At 70.6% G+C, this 19587-nt stretch carries 14 protein-coding genes and 1 pseudogene; 12 read left to right on the top strand and 3 right to left on the bottom strand.

What is annotated here, in order from left to right; genetic code table 11:
* The first annotated feature begins 49 nt into the window (after positions 1–49).
* The 4 genes from prcB (at position 50) to NE857_RS13840 (ending at position 4596) form a co-directional block, all read left to right on the top strand.
* Positions 50–898, top strand: coding sequence for a proteasome subunit beta (gene prcB / locus NE857_RS13825; RefSeq protein ID WP_017583162.1), 849 nt, complete (start codon positions 50–52; stop codon positions 896–898).
* Between the two features lie 83 nt (positions 899–981).
* Entirely contained in the window at positions 982–1761 is a 780-nt protein-coding gene (gene prcA, locus NE857_RS13830; RefSeq protein WP_254421357.1) for a proteasome subunit alpha, read from the top strand.
* Between the two features lie 110 nt (positions 1762–1871).
* Positions 1872–3230, top strand: coding sequence for a Pup--protein ligase (pafA, locus tag NE857_RS13835; RefSeq protein ID WP_017583164.1), 1359 nt, complete (start codon positions 1872–1874; stop codon positions 3228–3230).
* 229 nt (positions 3231–3459) lie between these two features.
* Positions 3460–4596: an FKBP-type peptidyl-prolyl cis-trans isomerase gene (locus NE857_RS13840; protein WP_254421358.1), complete on the top strand. Its 1137-nt coding sequence runs from the start codon at positions 3460–3462 to the stop codon at positions 4594–4596.
* Positions 4597–4875: 279 nt separating this feature from the next.
* On the opposite strand, the gene NE857_RS13845 is transcribed toward NE857_RS13840, so the two are convergent.
* Positions 4876–6513 carry an MFS transporter gene (locus NE857_RS13845; RefSeq protein WP_254421359.1) on the bottom strand — a complete coding sequence of 546 codons (1638 nt, stop codon included), beginning with the start codon at positions 6511–6513 and terminating at the stop codon, positions 4876–4878.
* A gap of 81 nt (positions 6514–6594) precedes the next feature.
* On the opposite strand from NE857_RS13845, the pseudogene NE857_RS34685 reads away from it, so the two are divergent.
* Both NE857_RS34685 and NE857_RS13855 read left to right on the top strand, forming a co-directional pair.
* Positions 6595–7140: pseudogene (locus tag NE857_RS34685) on the top strand (cupin domain-containing protein); the annotation flags it as partial.
* Positions 7141–7247: 107 nt separating this feature from the next.
* On the top strand, positions 7248–8366 hold the full coding sequence (locus NE857_RS13855; protein WP_254421361.1) for a methionyl-tRNA formyltransferase: 1119 nt from the start codon (positions 7248–7250) through the stop codon (positions 8364–8366).
* On the opposite strand, the gene NE857_RS13860 is transcribed toward NE857_RS13855, so the two are convergent.
* Complete coding sequence (locus NE857_RS13860) at positions 8353–9471, bottom strand: DUF3866 family protein (protein ID WP_254421362.1); 1119 nt, start codon at positions 9469–9471, stop codon at positions 8353–8355. The genes NE857_RS13855 and NE857_RS13860 overlap by 14 nt on opposite strands.
* Positions 9472–9599: 128 nt before the next feature.
* Between NE857_RS13860 and NE857_RS13865 the strand changes: the two genes are divergently transcribed.
* From NE857_RS13865 to NE857_RS13890, 6 genes are all read left to right on the top strand, one after another.
* Entirely contained in the window at positions 9600–11651 is a 2052-nt protein-coding gene (locus NE857_RS13865; RefSeq protein ID WP_254421363.1) for a helix-turn-helix transcriptional regulator, read from the top strand.
* Positions 11652–11963: 312 nt separating this feature from the next.
* The gene (tatA, locus tag NE857_RS13870) at positions 11964–12302 is read left to right on the top strand and encodes a Sec-independent protein translocase subunit TatA (protein WP_254421364.1); all 339 of its coding nucleotides are present in this window, start codon (positions 11964–11966) and stop codon (positions 12300–12302) included.
* A gap of 203 nt (positions 12303–12505) precedes the next feature.
* Complete coding sequence (tatC, locus tag NE857_RS13875) at positions 12506–13357, top strand: twin-arginine translocase subunit TatC (RefSeq protein ID WP_254421980.1); 852 nt, start codon at positions 12506–12508, stop codon at positions 13355–13357.
* 150 nt (positions 13358–13507) lie between these two features.
* Positions 13508–13933, top strand: a complete 426-nt coding sequence (locus NE857_RS13880; RefSeq protein ID WP_254421365.1) for a DUF397 domain-containing protein — start codon at positions 13508–13510, stop codon at positions 13931–13933.
* A gap of 116 nt (positions 13934–14049) precedes the next feature.
* Complete coding sequence (locus tag NE857_RS13885) at positions 14050–14946, top strand: diacylglycerol/lipid kinase family protein (RefSeq protein ID WP_254421366.1); 897 nt, start codon at positions 14050–14052, stop codon at positions 14944–14946.
* A gap of 12 nt (positions 14947–14958) precedes the next feature.
* Positions 14959–17814 (top strand): DEAD/DEAH box helicase, encoded by a 2856-nt coding sequence (locus NE857_RS13890; RefSeq protein WP_254421367.1) that lies wholly within the window; start codon positions 14959–14961, stop codon positions 17812–17814.
* Between the two features lie 370 nt (positions 17815–18184).
* On the opposite strand, the gene NE857_RS13895 is transcribed toward NE857_RS13890, so the two are convergent.
* Positions 18185–19495, bottom strand: coding sequence for a flavin monoamine oxidase family protein (locus NE857_RS13895; RefSeq protein WP_254421368.1), 1311 nt, complete (start codon positions 19493–19495; stop codon positions 18185–18187).
* Positions 19496–19587: the final 92 nt, after the last annotated feature.

A 19587-nucleotide genomic window follows, 5' to 3' on the forward strand; every position in this document is an offset into this window, starting at 1 on the left:
CGCCCCACCCGCCCCCAAGACGGGGTGGGGCGCGAGCGGAGGGAGTCGCGTGTTCGAAGGTTTCGAGGGCGGACGGATGTCGGCCGCTTTCATGAGTGCGGGGACCTCGTCCTTCACCGAGTTTCTTCGGGAGGTCAAGCCCGACCTGCTGCCCGGCCAGCACCTGGGGTCGGGTGGTGCGGTCAAGGCCGAGCACCTCACCCCGGACGCGACGACCATCGTCGCCCTGACCTTCCCCGGCGGTGTCCTGCTGGCCGGTGACCGGCGCGCCACCCAGGGCAACGTCATCGCCAACCGGGACATGGACAAGCTCTTCCGCACGGACGAGTTCTCCGCGGTGGCCATCGCCGGTTCGGCCGGGATCGGCATCGAGCTGGCCAAGCTTTACCAGGTCGAGCTCGAACACTACGAGAAGCTGGAGGGGCGCTCCCTGTCCCTCGAGGGTAAGGCGAACAAGCTCGCCCAGATGGTGCGCGGCAATCTCGGCATGGCCATGCAGGGCTTCGTCGTGATCCCCCTGCTGGTCGGCTTCGACGAGAACACCGAACAGGGACGGGTGTTCAGCTACGACGCCGTGGGCGGCCGCTACGAGGAGCACCGCTACTACTCCGTCGGTTCCGGATCGGTCTACGCCAGGGGCTCCGTCAAGAAGCTCTACCGCGACGACCTGGACGAGACCACGGCGATCAGGGTCGCGCTGGAGGCGCTCTACGACGCCGCCGACGACGACTCCGCCACCGGCGGTCCTGACCTGCACCGCAAGATCTTCCCCCTGGTCGACGTCATCACCGAGGACGGCCACCGGCGGATCTCCACCGACGAGGTCGCCCGCCTGGCCACGGAGGTGGTCGAGGGGCGCGCAGCCGATCCGGACGGCCCCAAGGCCCGTTTGAGCTGACACGGCTGAGCTGACACAGCTGAGCCGAGGCGGCCCCGCCCCCACCCCAGACTTCTCCCTACTAGGTAAGGAAACGATCCGCGGTGTCGATGCCGTTCTACGTCGCCCCCGAACAGCAGATGAAGGACAAGGCGGACTACGCGCGCAAGGGCATCGCGCGCGGCCGCAGCGCCGTCGTTCTGCAGTACGAGGGCGGAATCCTGCTGGTGGCGGACAACATGTCCCGCACACTGCACAAGATCAGCGAGCTCTACGACCGCATCGGGTTCGCGGCGGTCGGCCGCTACCCCGAGTTCGAGAACCTACGCCTGATGGGCGTCCGTTTCGCCGACGTACGCGGGTACCAGTTCGACCGCCGCGACGTCAGCGGCCGTCAGCTCGCCAACATCTACGCCCAGACCCTGGGCACCGTCTTCAGTGAGAGCCTCAAGCCCTGGGAGGTCGAGATCGTCGTCGCCGAGGTCGGCGACACCGCGGCCGAGGACGAGATCTACCGCATCACCTTCGACGGGTCCATCGTCGACGAACAGGGCTTCGTCGCGGTGGGCGGCTCCTCGGAGCACGTGTCCAATCAGCTCAAGGACCGGTTCGCCGCCGACGCCCCGCTCAGCGCGGCGCTGAACGCGGCCACCCACGCCCTGGCCCACGAGAACGGTGAGGAGCGCGAACTGGAGGCCGGCAACCTGGAGGTCGCCATCCTGGAGCGGTCCAGGCAGCACCGCAAGTTCCGCCGCATCCACGGCAGCCGCCTGACCTCCCTCATCGAGGAGGGCAAGCGGGGCACAGCCGCAACCGCCGCCGAGACCGCCTCCGACAGCGGAGACGGCAACGGGACCGGCGACGCGGACGAGGCCGACAAGTGATCTGAGATCGAAGAGGTGGTGCGGCGCCACACGGGCGCCGCACCGGGGCCGGGCGGGTGTGGGCGACGCGGCCCCGTCGTCCGCACCAGACGGGAAGTTGGTGAGGCCGCGTGGAACGACGGATCTTCGGGCTGGAGAACGAGTACGGGGTCACGTGTACCTTCCGGGGGCAGCGCCGCCTGTCTCCGGACGAGGTCGCCCGGTACCTGTTCCGGAGGGTGGTCTCCTGGGGGCGCAGCAGCAACGTTTTCCTGCGCAACGGCGCCCGCCTGTACCTGGACGTGGGCAGCCACCCCGAGTACGCCACCCCCGAATGCGACAGCCTCGTGGACCTGGTGGCCCACGACAAGGCCGGTGAGCGCATCCTGGAGGGGCTGCAGGTCGACGCCGAGCAGCGCCTGCACGAGGAGGGCATCGCCGGGGACATCTACCTGTTCAAGAACAACACCGACTCGGCGGGCAACTCCTACGGCTGCCACGAGAACTACCTCGTCGGCAGACACGGGGAGTTCGGCCGCCTCGCCGACGTCCTGATCCCCTTCCTGGTCACCCGACAGATCATCTGCGGGGCAGGAAAGGTGCTGCAGACCCCCCGGGGAGCGCTGTTCTGCGTCAGCCAGCGCGCCGAGCACATCTGGGAGGGCGTCTCCTCCGCGACCACCCGATCCCGCCCCATCATCAACACCCGCGACGAACCCCACGCCGACGCCGAGCGGTTCCGGCGCCTGCACGTCATCGTGGGCGACTCCAACATGAGCGAGACCACCACCCTCCTCAAGCTGGGCTCGACCGACCTCGTGCTGCGGATGATCGAGGCCGGGGTGGTCATGCGCGACTACACCCTGGAGAACCCCATCCGGGCGATCCGCGAGGTCAGCCACGACATGACCGGCCGCCGCAAGGTGCGCCTGGCCAACGGTCGCGAGGCCAGTGCCCTGGAGATCCAGCGCGAGTACCTGGAGAAGGTGCAGAGCTACGTGGACCGGCACGGGACCGACGCGGTGGGCAAGCGCGTCCTGGACCTGTGGCAGCGCACCCTGGAGGCGGTGGAGACCCAGAACCTGGAGACGGTCCAGCGCGAGATCGACTGGGTCGCCAAGTACATGCTGCTGGAGCGCTACCGGGACAAGCACGACCTGTCGTTGTCCTCCCCGAGGGTGGCCCAACTCGACCTGACCTACCACGACATCCACCGCGACCGCGGGCTGTTCTACCTGATGCAAAAGCGCGGGCAGATGGACCGGGTGGTGGGGGACCTGAAGATCTTCGAGTCCAAGTCGGTGCCCCCGCAGACCACCCGGGCACGGCTGCGCGGTGAGTTCATCCGCCGCGCCCAGGAACAGCGGCGCGACTTCACCGTCGACTGGGTGCACCTCAAGCTCAATGACCAGGCGCAGCGCACCGTGCTGTGCAAGGACCCGTTCAAGTCCGTGGACGAGCGGGTGGAGAAGCTGATCGCCGGGATGTGAGCATGCGGGTGTGAATCCGGTGTGAGCGTTGTGTGAGCGCACGACCCGTGTGCGCGGGCCCCGTGGGACGGCCGGAGACGGCTCCCCACGGGGCCCCGGCTTTCGGAAAGCTCGTGATCTGTGTTCCCATGGGCCGAAAACCGAGATCGGAAGCTCCCAGGGGCTGGCCGTGCTCCGACTGTTCGGTAGTGTGACCCTGTCCTGAGCCGGAAATCAGAGGTTGTGACCCATGCACCGACGTGTTGCCGCTCTCGCGGTGCCACTGACCGCCGTTACCTTGGTGGTCTCCAGCTGCGCATCGATCCCGGAGGAGTGGCGTACCCCCGCCTTCCTGCGCATGGACGACGACGCGCTCGACTCCCGGCTGCCCGAGGTCACCGGAGATGTCGGTGAGGAACCCGAGATCACCTTCCCCGACACCGAGCCGCCGGACGAGGAGATCTCCGGTGTGGTCAGCAAGGGGTCCGGTGAGGACGCGCTGGTCGGCGCGGACGACCTGGTCATCGCCAACGTCGCCCAGTACCAGTGGACGGCGCCCGGCGAGGGTGAGCCGGTCGAGGGCCAGTCCAGCTACGAGAGCGGCGCCCCGGACCTGATCCGCATGGATCAGATGCCCGAGTACATCACCGACACCCTCATCAGCCAGCCCCTGGGCAGCCGCGCGGTCTACGTCTTCCCCGCGCTGAGCCCTGAGGAGATCGCGCAGGCCGAGGCGATGGGCCAGGAGGTGCCCGAGGGTGCCAGCGTCCTGGTGATCGACATGATCGACCGCTTCAGCCAGGGCGCAGTCGTGCCGGGCGAGCAGACCAACGACGGCGGCGGCGACCTGCCCACGGTGACGCAGGACGGCCGTAGCCAGCCCGAGATCGAGATCCCCGACGAGGACGCCCCCGACGAGCTCGAGGTGGTGCCGCTGATCGAGGGCGGTGGCGCCGAGGTCGAGGAGGGCCAGCAGATCATCGTCCAGTACACGGGCGTGCGCTGGGAGGCCGACGAGGACGGCAACCACGAGGTGTTCGACTCCTCGTGGAACCAGGGCGGTATCCCCTTCGACACCACCATCGGTGGCGGGGCCGTCATCCAGGGCTGGGACGAGGGCATCGTCGGCCAGAACGTCGGCGACCGCCTGATGCTCATCGTGCCCGGTGACATGGCCTACGGCGAGTCCGACGAGGAAGCGATGGGTGCCCCTTCGGGCACGCTGGTCTTCGTGGTCGACGTGCTGGGTGCCTTCGACAACGCGCCGCCGCCCGAGCCGGAGGAGTCCGAGGAGGACGCCGAGGGTGACGGGGCCGACGAAGAGGCTTCGGAGGGCGACGAGGACACGGACGAGGAAGCCGACGAGTCCGAGGAGGACTCGGAGTAGCGTCCCTGATTGAAGAGCTGATCGCCCCCGCCGCGCCCGAGAGCGCGGCGGGGGCGATGTTCGTGTCCGCTGCTCGTATGCGGGCAGGTCAGCCGTTGAGCGTCGGGCAGCCCGTGGCACCGTCGCCGTAGTGGGTCCCGCTGCCGTGAACCGGTGGGCGAGCGTTACGCGGCGGAACTCGCGCGCGGGGAGCGCACCGCCCCGGGCGACCTGGTGCTGGAGACCGCCCGGGACCGGGTCAGCCGCTGAGGCCGACGACTTGACCCGTCACCGGTCCCGTCAAGCACGGTCGCGGTTGTCGGCGTCGGCGCGCACCGGCTGTCCGGAGGGCGCTTTCCGCAACACCGTGAACGACAGGACGCCGAGCACGGCCGTGACGACGGCGCCCACCCAGGCCGCTCCCGCCACGCCGTCGGTGAAGCCGAGGCGCGCCGCCTCCAGGAGCGCCTCACCGGCATCCGGGGGAAGTCGAGCCGCCTCCGCCTCCGCGGCCGGGATCGAGACCGATGCCGGTTCCAACGCCTCTGCCGGGACGTCCGGGGGTGCCTCCCGGGCCAGACCGGCGCGGTACAGCACGGCGCCCAGGCTGCCCAGGAGCGCGATCCCCGCCGCGAAGCCGATCTCCATGCTGGTCTCCGACAACGACGAGGCGGCCCCGGCCTTCTCGGCGGGCGCCGACCCCACCACCAGGTCGGTGGCGAGCACCGTCAGCGGTCCGGTGCCGACGTAGAAGAGCGTGAAACCCGCCATCGCCGCGAGCAGGCCGACGTGCGGGGCCTGGGCCAGTAGGACACAGCCCACCGCGGACAGGGCCATGGCGGTCCCCAGCACGTTCGCGGGCCCGAACCGGCGGGCCAGGGCCGGTGCGGTCAGGGAGGAGGCCACGGTGCCCAGGGCGGAGGGGAGCAGCCACAGCCCGGCCTGGAAGGGTGACAGCCCCTGCACGGACTGCAGGTACTGGGAGACCAGCAGGTACAGGCCGCCCAGCGTGGCCAGCCCCAGCAGCAGTACGGTCAGGGCCACCCCGAAGGCGCGGTCGGCGAACAGCCGCAGGTCGAGCAGGGGATCGGCCAGACGCCGCTGCCTGCGCACGAACACCGCGCCCAGCAGCAAACCGCCCGCGAGCGCGGCCAGGTACTCCGCGCCCAGACCGTAGGCGGCCAGTTCCTTGATGCCGTAGACGAACAGCAGGATCGCGGCCAGTGACAGCAGCACGCTGGTCAGGTCCGGGCGGCCGGCGCCGGGGGCCCGGTACTCGGGCAGCAGGAACGGCGCGGTGACCAGCAGGAGCACCATCACCGGCACCCCCATCAGGAACACCGAACCCCACCAGAAGTACTCCAGCAGCAGGCCGCCCACGAGCGGTCCTGAGGCGGCGCCCACCGAGAAACAGGTCGCCCAGACCCCGATGGCGGTGCCCCGCTGGGCGGGGTCGCGGAACATGTTGCTGATCAGGGCCAGCGTGGAGGGCATCAGGGTCGCCCCGGCGATCCCCAGGGCGGCCCGGGCCGCGATGAGCATCGCGGGGGTGGTCGCGTAGGCCGCTACCAGGGAGGCAGCGGCGAAACCCGCGGCGCCGATCATCAGTAGCCGCCTGCGGCCGATCCGGTCGCCCAGGGAGCCCATGGTGACCAGGAACGCGGCGATCATGAAACCGTAGGCGTCGATGATCCACAGCATCTGGGTACCGCTCGGCTCCAGATCGGCGCTCAGGTGTGGGACCGCCAGGTTGAGCACGGTGATGTCCAGCGTCAGGAGCGTGGTGGGCAGTGCCAGCACTGCCAACCCGATCCACTCCCGTGTTCCGGCCCGCGGCGGCCGACTGTCGTGTGTCGAGGCGGCGGACGGTTCCACGGTGCCCTTTTCAGGGCCGGAACCGGGATCAGGGTCGGGGTCAGGAGTGGTGTTTTGAGTCATGACCTGGAGTCAACACCCGGCGGATGAGACTCTCCATGGTTGCAAGGCTCACTTTGATGTTCGATCGTCTACGTTGAAGTGATGGACGCTCTGGCGGATTTTCTCGACGGGGTCAGGGCACGCGGCTCCCTGTTCAGCCAGACCCTGCTGAGAGCCCACCCTGGTCGCTGCTCTTCTCGCACCCCACGGCCTTGACGGTGGTCACCATGGTCCGGGGGAGCGGCTGGCTGCTCCCCCGGAGGGTGGCGAACCGCTGCGGCTGAACACCGGCGACATCGCGATCGTCCAGGGCTCCGGTCCGCACACCGTGGCCGATGCCCCCGACACCGTGCCGCAGTACGTGGTCAGCGCGGCGGATGTGTGCACCACCCCCGATGGCACACCGGTCCGCCCGAAATCGCCCTGGGGCCGCGGGTGTGCGGAGTCAACCCGGACGGCCCCGACCTGCTGCTCAGCGGCTCCTACGATGTGGCGGGGGAGATCAGCCGACGCCTGCTCTCGGTCCTGCCCCGCGCCTTCGTCGTCCCGGCCACCGAATACCGGTGCTCCGCGATGGACCTGGTGGTGGAGGAAACCCTCAAGGATCGGCCCGGCCAGCAGGTCGTCCTCGACCGCCTCCTGGACATCGCCCAGTGACCGGATCTGACACGCAGACGGGCCCGGACCTGCGAGCGGGAGCGGGGCCGGATGCGTAGAGTCAGTCACCCAGGGTGAGCATTGGGCGAGGGGGAACCATGCCAGACCAGCGGCGGTACTGCTACGTTTCGGGTCTGCGTCTGGGGGTTCCGGCGCTGGAGGAGCTCTGTGCCCAGGGCCGCCCGCCCCACCTGGTGGTCTCCTACCCGGCCGAACTGGCGCACCGCTCCGGCTACGTGGACTTCGAGGAGATCACCCGCCGTCACGACCTGCCCCACCTGCGAGCCGCCGACATCAACACCGACGAGGTGCGCGACGCCCTGAGCGCGCACCGGATCGACCTCATGGTGGTCGCGGGCTGGTCGCAGCTGGTCCACGAACAGGTCCTGTCCTCCCTGCCCCTGGGCGGCGTGGGCCTGCACCCCTCCCCGCTGCCAGTCGGCCGCGGCCGCGCGCCCATCCCCTGGACGATCCTGCGCGACATGCGCTCCAGCGCCGTCACCCTCTTCCACCTCGAACGCGAGGCCGACGCGGGCGACATCGTGGACCGCATCTGGTTCGATCTGGCCGCCGACGTCACCGCCACCGGCCTGTACGAGCGGGCCGCACACCTGCAGTCCGAGTTGCTCGTACGCAACCTGGACGCGCTCCTGGAGGAACGCGCCCCCCGCCGCCCGCAGACCGGCCACGTCTCGGTCTGGCCGCGCCGCCGCCCCAGTGACGGCCGCCTGGACCTGACGGCGGCCGGACGGGACGTGGACCGGATGGTGCGCGCCCTGGCCGCCCCCTACCCCGGGGCCTTCGCGATGTTCGGCGGGGCCCGGATCACCCTGTCCAGGGGCAGCCTGTCCGAGGAGGTCGTGGGCGGCGACCCGGGCCAGATCGTCTCCGCCGGGCCCGGCCGCGAGTGGGGCGTCACCTGCGGGGACGGCAGCGTGTTCGTGCCCGAAGCGGTGCGCGTGGACGAAGGCGTGCTCGCCGACCCGACATCCCTGGCCATGTTCCGCCCGGGGCGCTACTTCGACGCACCCTCCGAGCACATGCTCGCCGCGACCCGCCGTACCCCGGTCCCCGGCAACGGCGACGCCGAACACCGCCGCCCCGCCGCCCGGATCCACGACGGGCTCGACGACCGGTTCGACAACGAGCTCGGCGGCCGACACGGCGACCAGCTCGACAGCCAGTTCAACACCCGGAGCGGCCTCAACCGTCGATGAGGGTGGCGGCGTGCCGCCCGGCCGCGGCCGCGCTCAGGAAGGCCGCCCGGTCCTCCTCCAACCCGCGCCCCATCGTGGACACCTTCACCGGCAGCGCCCGCACCTCGTCCTCCAGGCCCCGCACCGACACCTCCACGAGCGTGTGCCGCTCGCCCAGGTGCCAGGCCTGGTCGCGAACGCGCTCACCGAAGAAACCGGGCAGGCTGGGCACCACCACGTCCGCCGGGGCCAGAGCCACCCGCCCGTAGGCGGTCAGGCTGTGGTGTGAGACTCCCCGGTGCCGACTGCGCGCGTCCGCCTCACTGATCCGCAGGCTGGCCACCGGCCGCCCGCCCAGGACAGCCGCGGCATTGACCGCCTCGCCGCAGGCCACCCCGGAGAACCCCCACGGGGTGCCGGTACCCAGGTTGCCCGGCCCCTGGCACACCACCGCGATCTGCGCCCCCAGTACGTGCCGGGCGGCCAGCAGCCCCGAATGCACGGTGACCGCCTCCAGGTCGCCGCCGAAGGCCTGCCCCGTCGTCACGCACCCGGCGAGCAGACCGTCCTCGCGCAGCGCTCCCACGATCCGCGAGAACGCGGCGGGCAGCGCTCCGCCGTCCAGCATCACGTTGACCACCCGGGTGCCGGGGCGTTCGGCGCGCACCCCCGCCAGCACGGCGGGCAGCGCGGAGTGCAGGTCGGCCACGACCACCGGCATCCCGTCGATCCCGTCGGCCGTGCGCAGGGCCTCGTGGTGCGGCGATCCCTGCTCGTCCGCGCCCAGCACGGTGGCCTGGAGCGGGGTGTAGCGGGCCTTGACCAGGTGTCCGGGGCCTTCGCGGTCCGCGGGAAGCCGGTCGGGGAGGGCTACCACCAGGGCGTATCCGCCGGTGCCCAGTCCCAGGTCCAGCGCCCCGGTGTTGAGCAGGACGGTGTCGCCGACCTCGGGGGTACCGACCAGGTCCGTGTAGGCCAGCGCGCGGCAGGTTACCGACGCCTCGGAGCTTTCACCGGTACCTTCTCCCGTGCTTTCCCCGTCAGCGGGCACCGAGACCGTACACAGACGGACCCCGGGCCAGGAGGGCAGGACCTGACGGACTTCACCACGGCGCCACCGGATCATGCTGGGCACGGTACCGTCGGAGCTGAACCGAAGGTGGGAGGACGCGCCCTCGCGGCCCCGCCCGGTCCAACCACCGAACGGTGACCCCACCACAGCGGGCAACACAGCGGGTAAGAGGAGTGCGGACGATGTCGCGCAGGAAGACCGAACGGCAGCTGAACCTGGTCATCTGCCTGTTGTCCACCCGGCGCCACCTGACCGCGCAGGAGATCCGCGCGACCGTCCACGGCTACGCCGAGGCCGACACCGAGTCGGCCTTCAAGCGCATGTTCGAGCGGGACAAGCGGGAGCTGCGCGACAGCGGCATCCCCATCCAGGTCGGTACCGGAGACGCCTTCAGCGGCGAGGAGGGCTACCGGATCTCCCGCTCGGACTACGAGCTGCCCGAGATCGAGCTCCTGCCCGACGAGGCCGTCGTGCTGGGTCTGGCCGCTCGCGCCTGGCGGCACGCCTCCCTGGGCGAGGCCGCCGCCAACGCCCTGTTCAAGCTCCGCTCGGCCGGGGTCCCGGTGGACACCGAGGCCGCTCCCGGACTGACCCCGGCGATGCGCACCGACGAACCCGCTTTCGGCCCCGTCTGGCAGGCGATCCGTGATCGCCGCCCGATCTCCTTCGACTACCGCAAGCCCGGGCAGAACCGGGCCCAGCGCCGGGAGATCGAGCCCTGGGGCATCGTCAACCTGCAGGGGCACTGGTACGTGGTCGGCCACGACCGGCTGCGCGACGCCCGCCGGGTGTTCCGCCTCGGCCGGATCCGGGGCGGGGTGACCGTGGTGCGCACCGGACCGGACGTGGTCGTGCCCGAGGGTGTGGACCTGCGTTCGGTCGCCTCCCGGCACAGCGCCGTGCCCGAGCGGACCGCGACCCTGCGGGTGCGTACCGACTCCGCGCACGCCCTGCGCCGCCGCGCGTTGCGCGTGGTCCCGGGGGAGCGGGACAGCACCGGCGCCGGCTGGGACACGCTCACCCTGCCCTACACCAGCACGAGCGGGCTGGTGCGGCAGGTGGCCGCGTACGGTTCGCGCGCGGTGGTGGTGGAGCCCGAGCAGGCCCGGGCGGCGATGGTCGAGCACCTGACCGGGGTGGCCGAGAGCGCCGGCACCGTGGAGAACGCGGAGGCCGCGGGGGAGCAGGAGGGTGAGGACACCCCCGCGCGCGGGCCCCGTTCCGCCGACCAGCTGCGCCGACTCCTCATGCTGGTCCCCTACGCGCTCGGCCGCGACGTGCGGGTGCCCGAGGTGGCCCGGCACTTTGGACTCAGCGAGAAGCAGGTGGTCTCGGACCTGAGCCTGCTGTGGATGTGCGGCCTGCCCGGCTACACCCCCGGCGACCTGATCGACGTGGACCTGGACGCGGCCAAGGAGACCGGCGAGATCATCATCGCCAACGCCGACACCCTGGCCCAGCCGCTGCGGCTGACCGCGGACGAGGCGGCCAGCCTGGTCGTGGGCCTGTCCCTGCTGGAGGCGCTGCCCGAGGCGCAGGGCGTGGAGGGCGGTGCCCTCAAGCGGGTGGGGGAGAAGCTGCGCACCGCCGCCGGCGGTGCCGTGAGCGACCTGGCCGACGCGGTGCAGGTGCGGGTCGAGGTGGACGATCAGGTGGCTCAGACCCAGCAGCGCTGCGCCGACGCCCTGGGCGCCGGGCAGCGCCTGCACCTGCGCTACCTGTCCGGGTACCTGGACCAGGTGACCGAGCGCGACGTGGACCCCATGGGCCTGGTGGTCCAGGACGGCCAGACCTTCCTCGAGGGGTACTGCCACCTGCGTGAGGACGTGCGGCTGTTCCGCCTGGACCGGGTCCTGGAACTGACCGTGCTGCCCTTCGCCGCCGAGGTGCCCGAGGGGGTGGCCCGCCGCGACCTGTCCGCCGGGGTGCTCCAGCGTTCCGAGCGCGACGCACTGGTGACCCTGCTCCTGGAGCCCTCCGCGCGCTGGGTCACCGAGGACTACGTGTGCGAGTCGACGGCGGAGCTCCCGGGCGGCGGGGTGCGGGCGACCCTGCGCACCCCCGCTCCGGCGTGGGTGGCCAGGCTCGCCCTGGCTCTGGGGCGGGAGGGGCGCCTGGTGTCTCCGGATGGGCTGGCCAAGGACGTCCGGGCCGAGGCCCAGCGAGCGCTCAACCACTACGGCACAGGGCAAACCTACGGAAAATTGGTCGAGACCACTTCGTCGCCGGAGTGAGGCTCACCTGTTCACCGGGGGGTGGGGTGTAGGTCATCCCGAAAGGGATATGGTGAAAGCGTGATCGCCCTCGCTGTCCTTTTCGGTGCGTTTAGTGTCGGAGCGTACTTCGTCGGCGCCCTCGTCGTGAGAGCGCGCCGCGAGGCCTCCGTGCTGTCCGAAGAGGTGACACGGGCGGCGGGCGGGTATCAGGCGAGCAGCGCTGACCTGCGTGAGCGCATCCGCCGTGGCGGTGCTGGGACATGACGGTCCCGCGGATGAATGCGCGTACCATCAGAGGCGCTTGGTCGCGCCCCGTAGAGAGGTAGAACCATGGGACCGTTCAACGGACCTACGATCGCCATCCTGGTGATCCTGGCCATCCTGCTGTTCGGAGCCAAGAAGCTCCCGGACCTGGCCCGTTCCCTGGGGCGCAGCGCGCGCATCCTCAAGGCCGAGAGCAAGGGCCTGGTCGACGACGACAACGAGACCAAGGGCGAGGGCGAGCCCCAGGCCCAGCAGCCGCAGCAGCCGCAGCAGCAGGCCGGGCAGCCGAACCAGCCCCAGGCCGACAACCAGCAGGCGCAGCAGCAGGGCTACCCGCAGCTGCCCCCCGGCCAGCGCATCGTCAACGAGTCCGGTGAGCCCACCAACCAGACCTACAACAAGTAGAGCCACGTAGCTGACTGGTAGTCGCCTGGTTCTGGCCGGTGGACTGGCGCGGTACCCTCCGGTGCCGCGCCGGACGGCTGTTTTCGGCGGGGCCGTCCTCAGGGGCGCCTCGCGCCGTCGGCCCGGGCCCGGACGAGAGCGGATGAGAAGAGAGTGACCGCACGATGAGGTCCCCACGTCGAACGGCGAACCCGGACGCCCGGATGCCGCTCATGGACCACCTGCGCGAACTGCGCAACAGGCTGGCCAAGGTGATGCTCATCCTCGGCCTGGGGGCCGTGGTCGGCTTCGTCTTCTACGACCGGATCTGGGACTTCCTCAGCCGGCCCTACTGCTCGCTGCCCGCCTCCCAGGTGGTCGAGGGCGGTGGCTGCTCCCTCATCGTCACCGGCCCCTTCGACGCCTTCTTCGTGGCCTTCAAGATCTGGCTGTTCGCCGGAGCCATGGTCACCGCCCCCCTCTGGCTCTACCAGCTGTGGGCCTTCGTGGCCCCCGCACTGCACAAGAGCGAGAAGAAGTACGCCTACATCTTCGCCCCGCTGGCCGGGATCCTCTTCATCTGCGGCGCGGCCCTGGCGTACACGATCACCGCGCTCGCCCTCCAGATGCTCTTCGGTTTCCTGCCCGAGGAAGCGGACCCGTACCTGACCATCGGCGAGTACCTCAGCTACATGCTCATCATGATGGGCATGTTCGGCATCGGCTTCGTCATGCCGCTGCTGGTGGTCCTGCTCAACATCGCCGGGATCCTCTCCCACGAGGCCATCGCCAAGTGGCGCCGCGTCATCATCTTCTGCGCCTTCCTGGTCGCGGCGGTCCTCACCCCGGCCGAGCCCGTCTCCATGCTCGCCCTGGCCGTCCCCCTCGTGGTCCTCTTCGAGATCGCCGAGCTGTTCTGCTTCCTCAACGACCGCCGCAGGAAGCGCAGGGACCCCGCCGGCGACCTGGACGACGACCAGATCTCCGACCTGGACGACCAGCCCTCCGACCTCGACTACACCCCCTCCTCGCTGGAGGGATCCGACTCCGAGGGCGAATCGACCAAGCGCTCCTGAACACCTTCGGCGACACGCTAGGGTTCGGCTGGGGAAGGCCCCGGAGGCGGTCCTTCGGCGACCGAAGCCTCAGTCGGGAACTCCGCCGAACACACCGCTGAACCATCCGTCCGGCCCTCCTCCACCGATCTCCCGGACTAGGAAGTGAAGATGAGCGAGCAGACCGAGACCAAGAAGGAACTGCCGCCCGAGGCCATGGGCAACGAGAAGTGGCACGACACCACGCACGCCGTGTGGATGCGCTCCTCCCTGTCTAACCCGGACTCCGAGGCGATCGTCGAGGTCGCCGAGTTCGACGACGGCTTCCGCGCGGTGCGCGACGGCAAGTCCCCGGAGAAGGGCACGCTCTTCTTCACCCCCGAGGAGTGGGAGGCGTTCGTCCTGGGTGCTCGCGACGGCGAGTTCGACATCCCTGAGGAGTACCTCACCGAGGAGGAGATCAAGATCCAGCGCGGCGAGACCGAGGTCGAGGCGACCTGGGTGCCCTCCCCGCTGAACACGCCGGAGGTCATGGAGGAGTACCATCGCCGCCAGCGTGAGGAAGCCGAGCGCAAGTCCGCAACCGAGGACGACTGAAGCGGCTCGCCCGCACCCGGGCGCGCGGGTGTACGGGCCCTCACCCGACCCGTACACCCCACTGGTCCCGGATCCGGACGGCTCGACCCCGGCTCCGGGTAGGTAAGGACCGGTACATGCCCCCTCATATCGCCCTTCTGGTCAACCCGGCTTCCGGCCGACGCCGCGCCGCCGTCATCGCGGTGCGTCTGAAGGAAGCCCTGCGCGCCGCGGGCGCCCGCGTGCACGTCTACACCGGACGCTCCGCCGCGGACAGCCGCCGCCTGGCCCGCTTGGCCGCCGCCGACCGCCCCGACGCCCTGGTCGCCGTCGGCGGCGACGGCCTGGTCCACCAGGCCCTCCAGGGTGTGGTGGGCACCGGGGTTCCCCTGGCCGTGGTCCCGGCGGGCAGCGGCAACGACGTGGCCCGTGCCTTCGGAGTCCCCCGCGGCTCGGCCCACACGACCGCCCAGGCGATCCTCGCCGGGCGCACCCGCCCCAGCGACGTGGTCCGCCTGACCATGGTCGACGGCTCCCAGCGCTACTACATGAGCGTCCTGGCCTGCGGCTTCGACGCCCGAGTCAACGAGCGGTTCAACAACTTCCGCTTCAGCATCGGCCGCGCCGGATACCTGGTCGGACTGATCGCCGAACTGCGCTCCTTCCAGCCCATCGACTTCGAGATCGACATCGACGACCGCCGCATCGCCGAACCCGGCATGCTCGTGGCCGTCGGCAACACCAGCGCCTACGGCGGCGGCATGCACGTGTGCGCCGAAGCCGTCCCCGACGACGGCCTCCTGGACGTGGTCTTCGTCAAGGAGGGTCCCATCGGCCGCTTCCTGCGCATGTTCCCCCGGGTCTTCAACGGCAGCCACCTGGGCCTGGACGAGGTCGTCTTCGAACGCGGGCGCGTCGTCACCATCCGCGGCGACGCCGGGACCGCCTACGCCGACGGGGAACGCACGGGTCCCCCGCGACTGGTGTGCGAGGTGGTACCCAAGGCGGTCGAGATGCTGGAGCTGACCTCATAGGCTGGGAGCCCTATGAGTAGTCACTCCGAGCGTTACGCCGCCTTCCGTCGGCGCCAGAGCGCCTCCAGCGCCGCGATCGAGGCCTTCCAGGGGCTCTACGGGTTCGAGTTCGACCCCTTCCAGATCAGGGCCTGCAAGGCCCTGGAGGGCGGACACGGGGTGCTGGTCGCCGCGCCGACCGGCTCCGGCAAGACCGTGGTCGGCGAGTTCGCCGTGCACCTGGCCCTGGCGGAGGGCACCAAGTGCTTCTACACCACGCCGATCAAGGCCCTGTCCAACCAGAAGTACAACGACCTGGTCAAGCGCTACGGCGCCGACCAGGTCGGTCTGCTCACCGGCGACAACAGCGTCAACGGTGAGGCACCCGTGGTCGTGATGACCACCGAGGTCCTGCGCAACATGCTCTACGAGGGCTCCTCCACCCTCGGCGGGCTGGCCTACGTGGTCATGGACGAGGTGCACTACCTCGCCGACCGCTTCCGCGGCGCGGTCTGGGAGGAGGTGATCATCCACCTGCCGGAGTCGGTGCGCATGGTCGCGTTGTCCGCCACGGTCAGCAACGCCGAGGAGTTCGGCGAGTGGCTCCAGCAGGTGCGCGGCGACACCACCGTGATCGTCGACGAGAAGCGTCCTGTGCCGCTGTGGCAGCACGTGATGGTGGGCAAGCGCCTGCACGACCTGTTCGTGAACGAGCAGCCCGAGGAGACCGCCTCCGGCGGTGAGGACGACGAGGAGGAGCGCGGCGGACGTGCCAAACGCAAGCGCGAACGGCGCCGCTCCCAGCAGCAGCGCCCGCGAGAAATCCAGGTGGGCGGCCGTAAGCTGCTCATCAACCCCTACCTGACCCGCACTGCCGAGGACGACTCGCGCACCACCCAGCTGGCCAACCGGCGCCGCCACCCGCAGAGCCGGGCCCGTGGCAACGTGCGCCCGCGCACCCGCTTCGCCCCGCCCACGCGGCCGATGATCATTGAGGAGCTGGACGCCGAGGGGCTACTCCCGGCGATCACCTTCATCTTCAGCCGCGCCGGCTGCGATGACGCCGTCCGCCAGTGCGTGGCCTCCGGACTGGTGCTCACCACCCCGGACGAGGCCGACCACATCCGCGAGTACGCTGAATCCCGCTGCGCGGACATCCCGCGCGCGGACCTGACCGTGCTCGGCTTCGACTCCTGGCTGCGCGCCCTGGAGGCGGGCATCTCCGCGCACCACGCCGGGATGCTGCCCACCTTCAAGGAGATCGTGGAGCACCTGTTCTCCAAGGGGCTCATCCGGGCGGTCTTCGCCACCGAGACACTGGCTCTGGGTATCAACATGCCCGCGCGCACCACGGTGATCGAGAAACTCGACAAGTGGAACGGCGAGACCCACGCCGCGCTCACCCCGGGCGAGTACACCCAGCTCACCGGGCGTGCCGGGCGCCGCGGCATCGACGTCGAGGGGCACGCGGTCGTCGTCTGGCAGGCCGGGACCGATCCCGAGTCGGTGGCCAGCCTGGCGGGTACCCGCACCTATCCGCTCAACTCCAGCTTCCAGCCCTCCTACAACATGGCGGTCAACCTGGTCGGCCAGGTCGGCCGCCAGCGCAGCCGCAACATGCTGGAGGCCTCCTTCGCCCAGTTCCAGGCCGACCGCGCGGTGGTCGGCCTGGTCAAGCAGCTGCGCAAGCACGAGGAGGCCCTGGACGGCTACGCCAAGGCCGCCGAGTGTCACCTGGGCGACTTCATGGAGTACGCGGGGCTGCGCCGCGCCCTGAGCGACCGCGAGTCCATGCTGGCCAGGAACCGTTCGGCCCAGCGCCGCGACGAGGCCCTGGAGAGTCTGGAGAGGCTGCGTACCGGCGACATCATCCGCATCCCGGCGGGCCGCTACTCCGGGCACGCCGTGGTCCTGGACCCGGGCCTCAAACACGACCTGCCCGCCCCCCTGGTCCTGACCGTGGACAAGCAGGTCAAGCGGGTCAACTCCAGCGACTTCCCGGTCCCGGTGCACCCCTCGGGGCGCATGCGCGTCCCCAAGTCCTTCTCGGCGCGCTCCCCGCGCTCGCGCCAGGACCTGGCCTCGACCCTGCGCAACAAGCTCAAGGAGCAGGGCACCGACCCCGCCTACGAGCGGGGCGGGCGCCGCGGCGGCCACCAGGAGGACCCCGAGGTCCAGCGGCTGCGCACCGAACTCAAGGAGCACCCCTGCCACGGCTGCTCCGACCGCGAGGACCACGCCCGCTGGGCCGAGCGGTACTTCCGCCTGCAGAAGGACACCGACGCCCTGCGCCGCCGCGTGGAGGGGCGCTCGCACGTCATCTCCCGCACCTTCGACCGGGTGTGCGGCGTCCTGGAGGACCTGGAGTACCTGTCCGGCGACGAGGTCTCCGAGGACGGCGGCAAACTGGCCAAGATCTACTCCGAACTCGACCTGCTGGTCGCCGAGTGCCTGCGCCGGGGGGTGTGGGACGACCTCAACCCGGTGGAACTGGCCGCCTGCGCCGCCTCCCTGGTCTACGAGGCGCGCCGCAACGACGACGCCTACCCGCGCCTGCCCGAGGGCAAGGTCGAGGAGGCCCTCACCGAGATGATGCGGCTGTGGGGCGAGCTGAACGAGGTGGAGAGTCGGCACCGGGTCTCCTTCCTGCGCCAGCCCGACCTCGGCTTCGTGTGGACCGCGCACCGCTGGGCGCGCGGCGACCGGCTCGACGCGATCCTGCGCCAGTCCGAGATGACCGCTGGTGACTTCGTGCGCACCGCCAAGATGCTGGTGGACATGCTCAGCCAGATCGCGGGCGCCGCCGCCGACCCGCAGATGCGCAGCAACGCCCGCAAGTCCGCGGACCTGGTCCGCCGGGGAGTGGTGGCCTACTCCTCCTTCAACTAGATCGTTGACGGGCGCTTTTTCGGGACTCCTGCGCCCAGGCCGAAGGGCGTCGAGGACCGGTGTGTGATGACCGGCCTCGACGCCCTGAGCACGCTCCACGTCCACCTGGACGACCACGTCCTGCCCTGGCGTGCGGGCTCCGGGGCGGGGTGAGGGGCGGTTCCCTCGCGGGCCGAAACCCGGCCGGTGGCCTGTCCAGTGCTTCCGAAACCCCTCTATTCCCCGTGATCTTGCTGCCAGGGGCGAGTTCGGCTCCGAACTCGCCCCTGGCAGCAAGATCATCCCGGGAGAGGGCACCGACCCCGTCCGAGAGCCCGACCGGGCCACGGAGCGGGTCCCTAAGGTGAGGTGCCCACTCATGCGGAGGCGCCTACCTCCCCAGTGCCGCACGCACCTCCTCGGCGGCGCGCCGGCCCGATGCCACCGCGCCGTCGAAGTAGCCGTTCCACTCGGTGGCGGTCTCGGTACTGGCCCAGTGCACGACCTCCACCGGGGTGCGCAGCGCCGGGCCGAAGGTCACGGTGCTGCCCGGGACCAGGTGCCCGGAGAAGCAGCCGCGCGTCCACTCCTCGGCCATCCAGTCGAACTCCACGTAGTCGTCGGGAGAGAGCGCCTGGTCACCGAAGAGCTCACCCAGCCGCTCCAGCACGATCCGGCGCCGCTCCTCCAACGAACGGCCGCGCAACAGCACCGCCTCGTCGCCGTACACGAACCCGGTCAGGACCGCGCGGGGGCTGTTCGGTGGGGTGTTGTCCACGGTCTCGGTCAGCACCCCCGAATCCGAGGTCGACATCCCGGACAGCCCTCGGTCCCGCCAGAACGGCGCGGGGTAGACGGCGTGTACCTTCAGGGCGCCGCCCGCGGGGGTGCGCTGCAGCGCACCGTCGCTGAGCGCGGGCAGCGGAGGGTCGTAGCGGATCCGCGCGGCCAGAGTGGGCGGGACCGCGACGATCACCCGTGAGGCCGTGTAGGTGTGCGTGGTGGTGGTGAGGCGCGCTCCCGCGGAGTCGTACTCGACGGCGGTGACCGGCTCGGCCAGCCGCAGCACCCCGGGCGGCAGTTCGTCGGCCATGTGTTCGGCGATGCTCTGCGCCCCGCCGACGATCCTGGTCTCCTGCGCACCGCCCTCGTAACCCATGAGGGGCTGGATCCCGCCCGCACTGGCCACGTAGAACAGCGTCTCCAGAAGAGAGGCCTCCGCCGGAGCACCGGCCAGCAGCCCACCGGAGACCACCCGGGCGACATAGCGGATGACGGTCTCGGAGTACTCGGTACCCGCCAGCCACGAAGCGAAGGTCTGCTGGTCCCAGGCCCGCGCCTCGGGCGCGTCCCAGGGGCGTTCGGGGGTGATCTGCAGGGCCAGCAGATCGATCTCCTCCAACAGCGAGTCCACCTCCCGTGGCGGCGAGGCCAGCCGTTCCCCGCCGATGTCCACCACCGGATCACCGTGCGCGGGCGTGGGATAGGTGGAGATGCCGAAGTGGTCGACCAGCTCCCTGATCCGGTGCTGCGTCGGCCCGATCCACTGTCCGCCCAGATCCAGCTGGGTGCCGTCCGGTAGATACCGCGTGAGCGTGCGCCCACCCACCCGCGGCCGCGCCTCCAGGACCTGTACGGACAGCCCGGCCTCCAACAACTCCCGAGCAGCCCCCAGCCCCGCGAACCCCGCCCCGACCACCACCGCGTCATGGTGTTGGTGTCGTCCCCGCACAGCGCACCCCCGTCACCGAACCTGCTCCTCCAGTCCCGATCCTCACACGCACCCGCTCCCGA

This window comes from Nocardiopsis exhalans (assembly GCF_024134545.1).
GTDB classification, from domain to species: domain Bacteria; phylum Actinomycetota; class Actinomycetes; order Streptosporangiales; family Streptosporangiaceae; genus Nocardiopsis; species Nocardiopsis exhalans.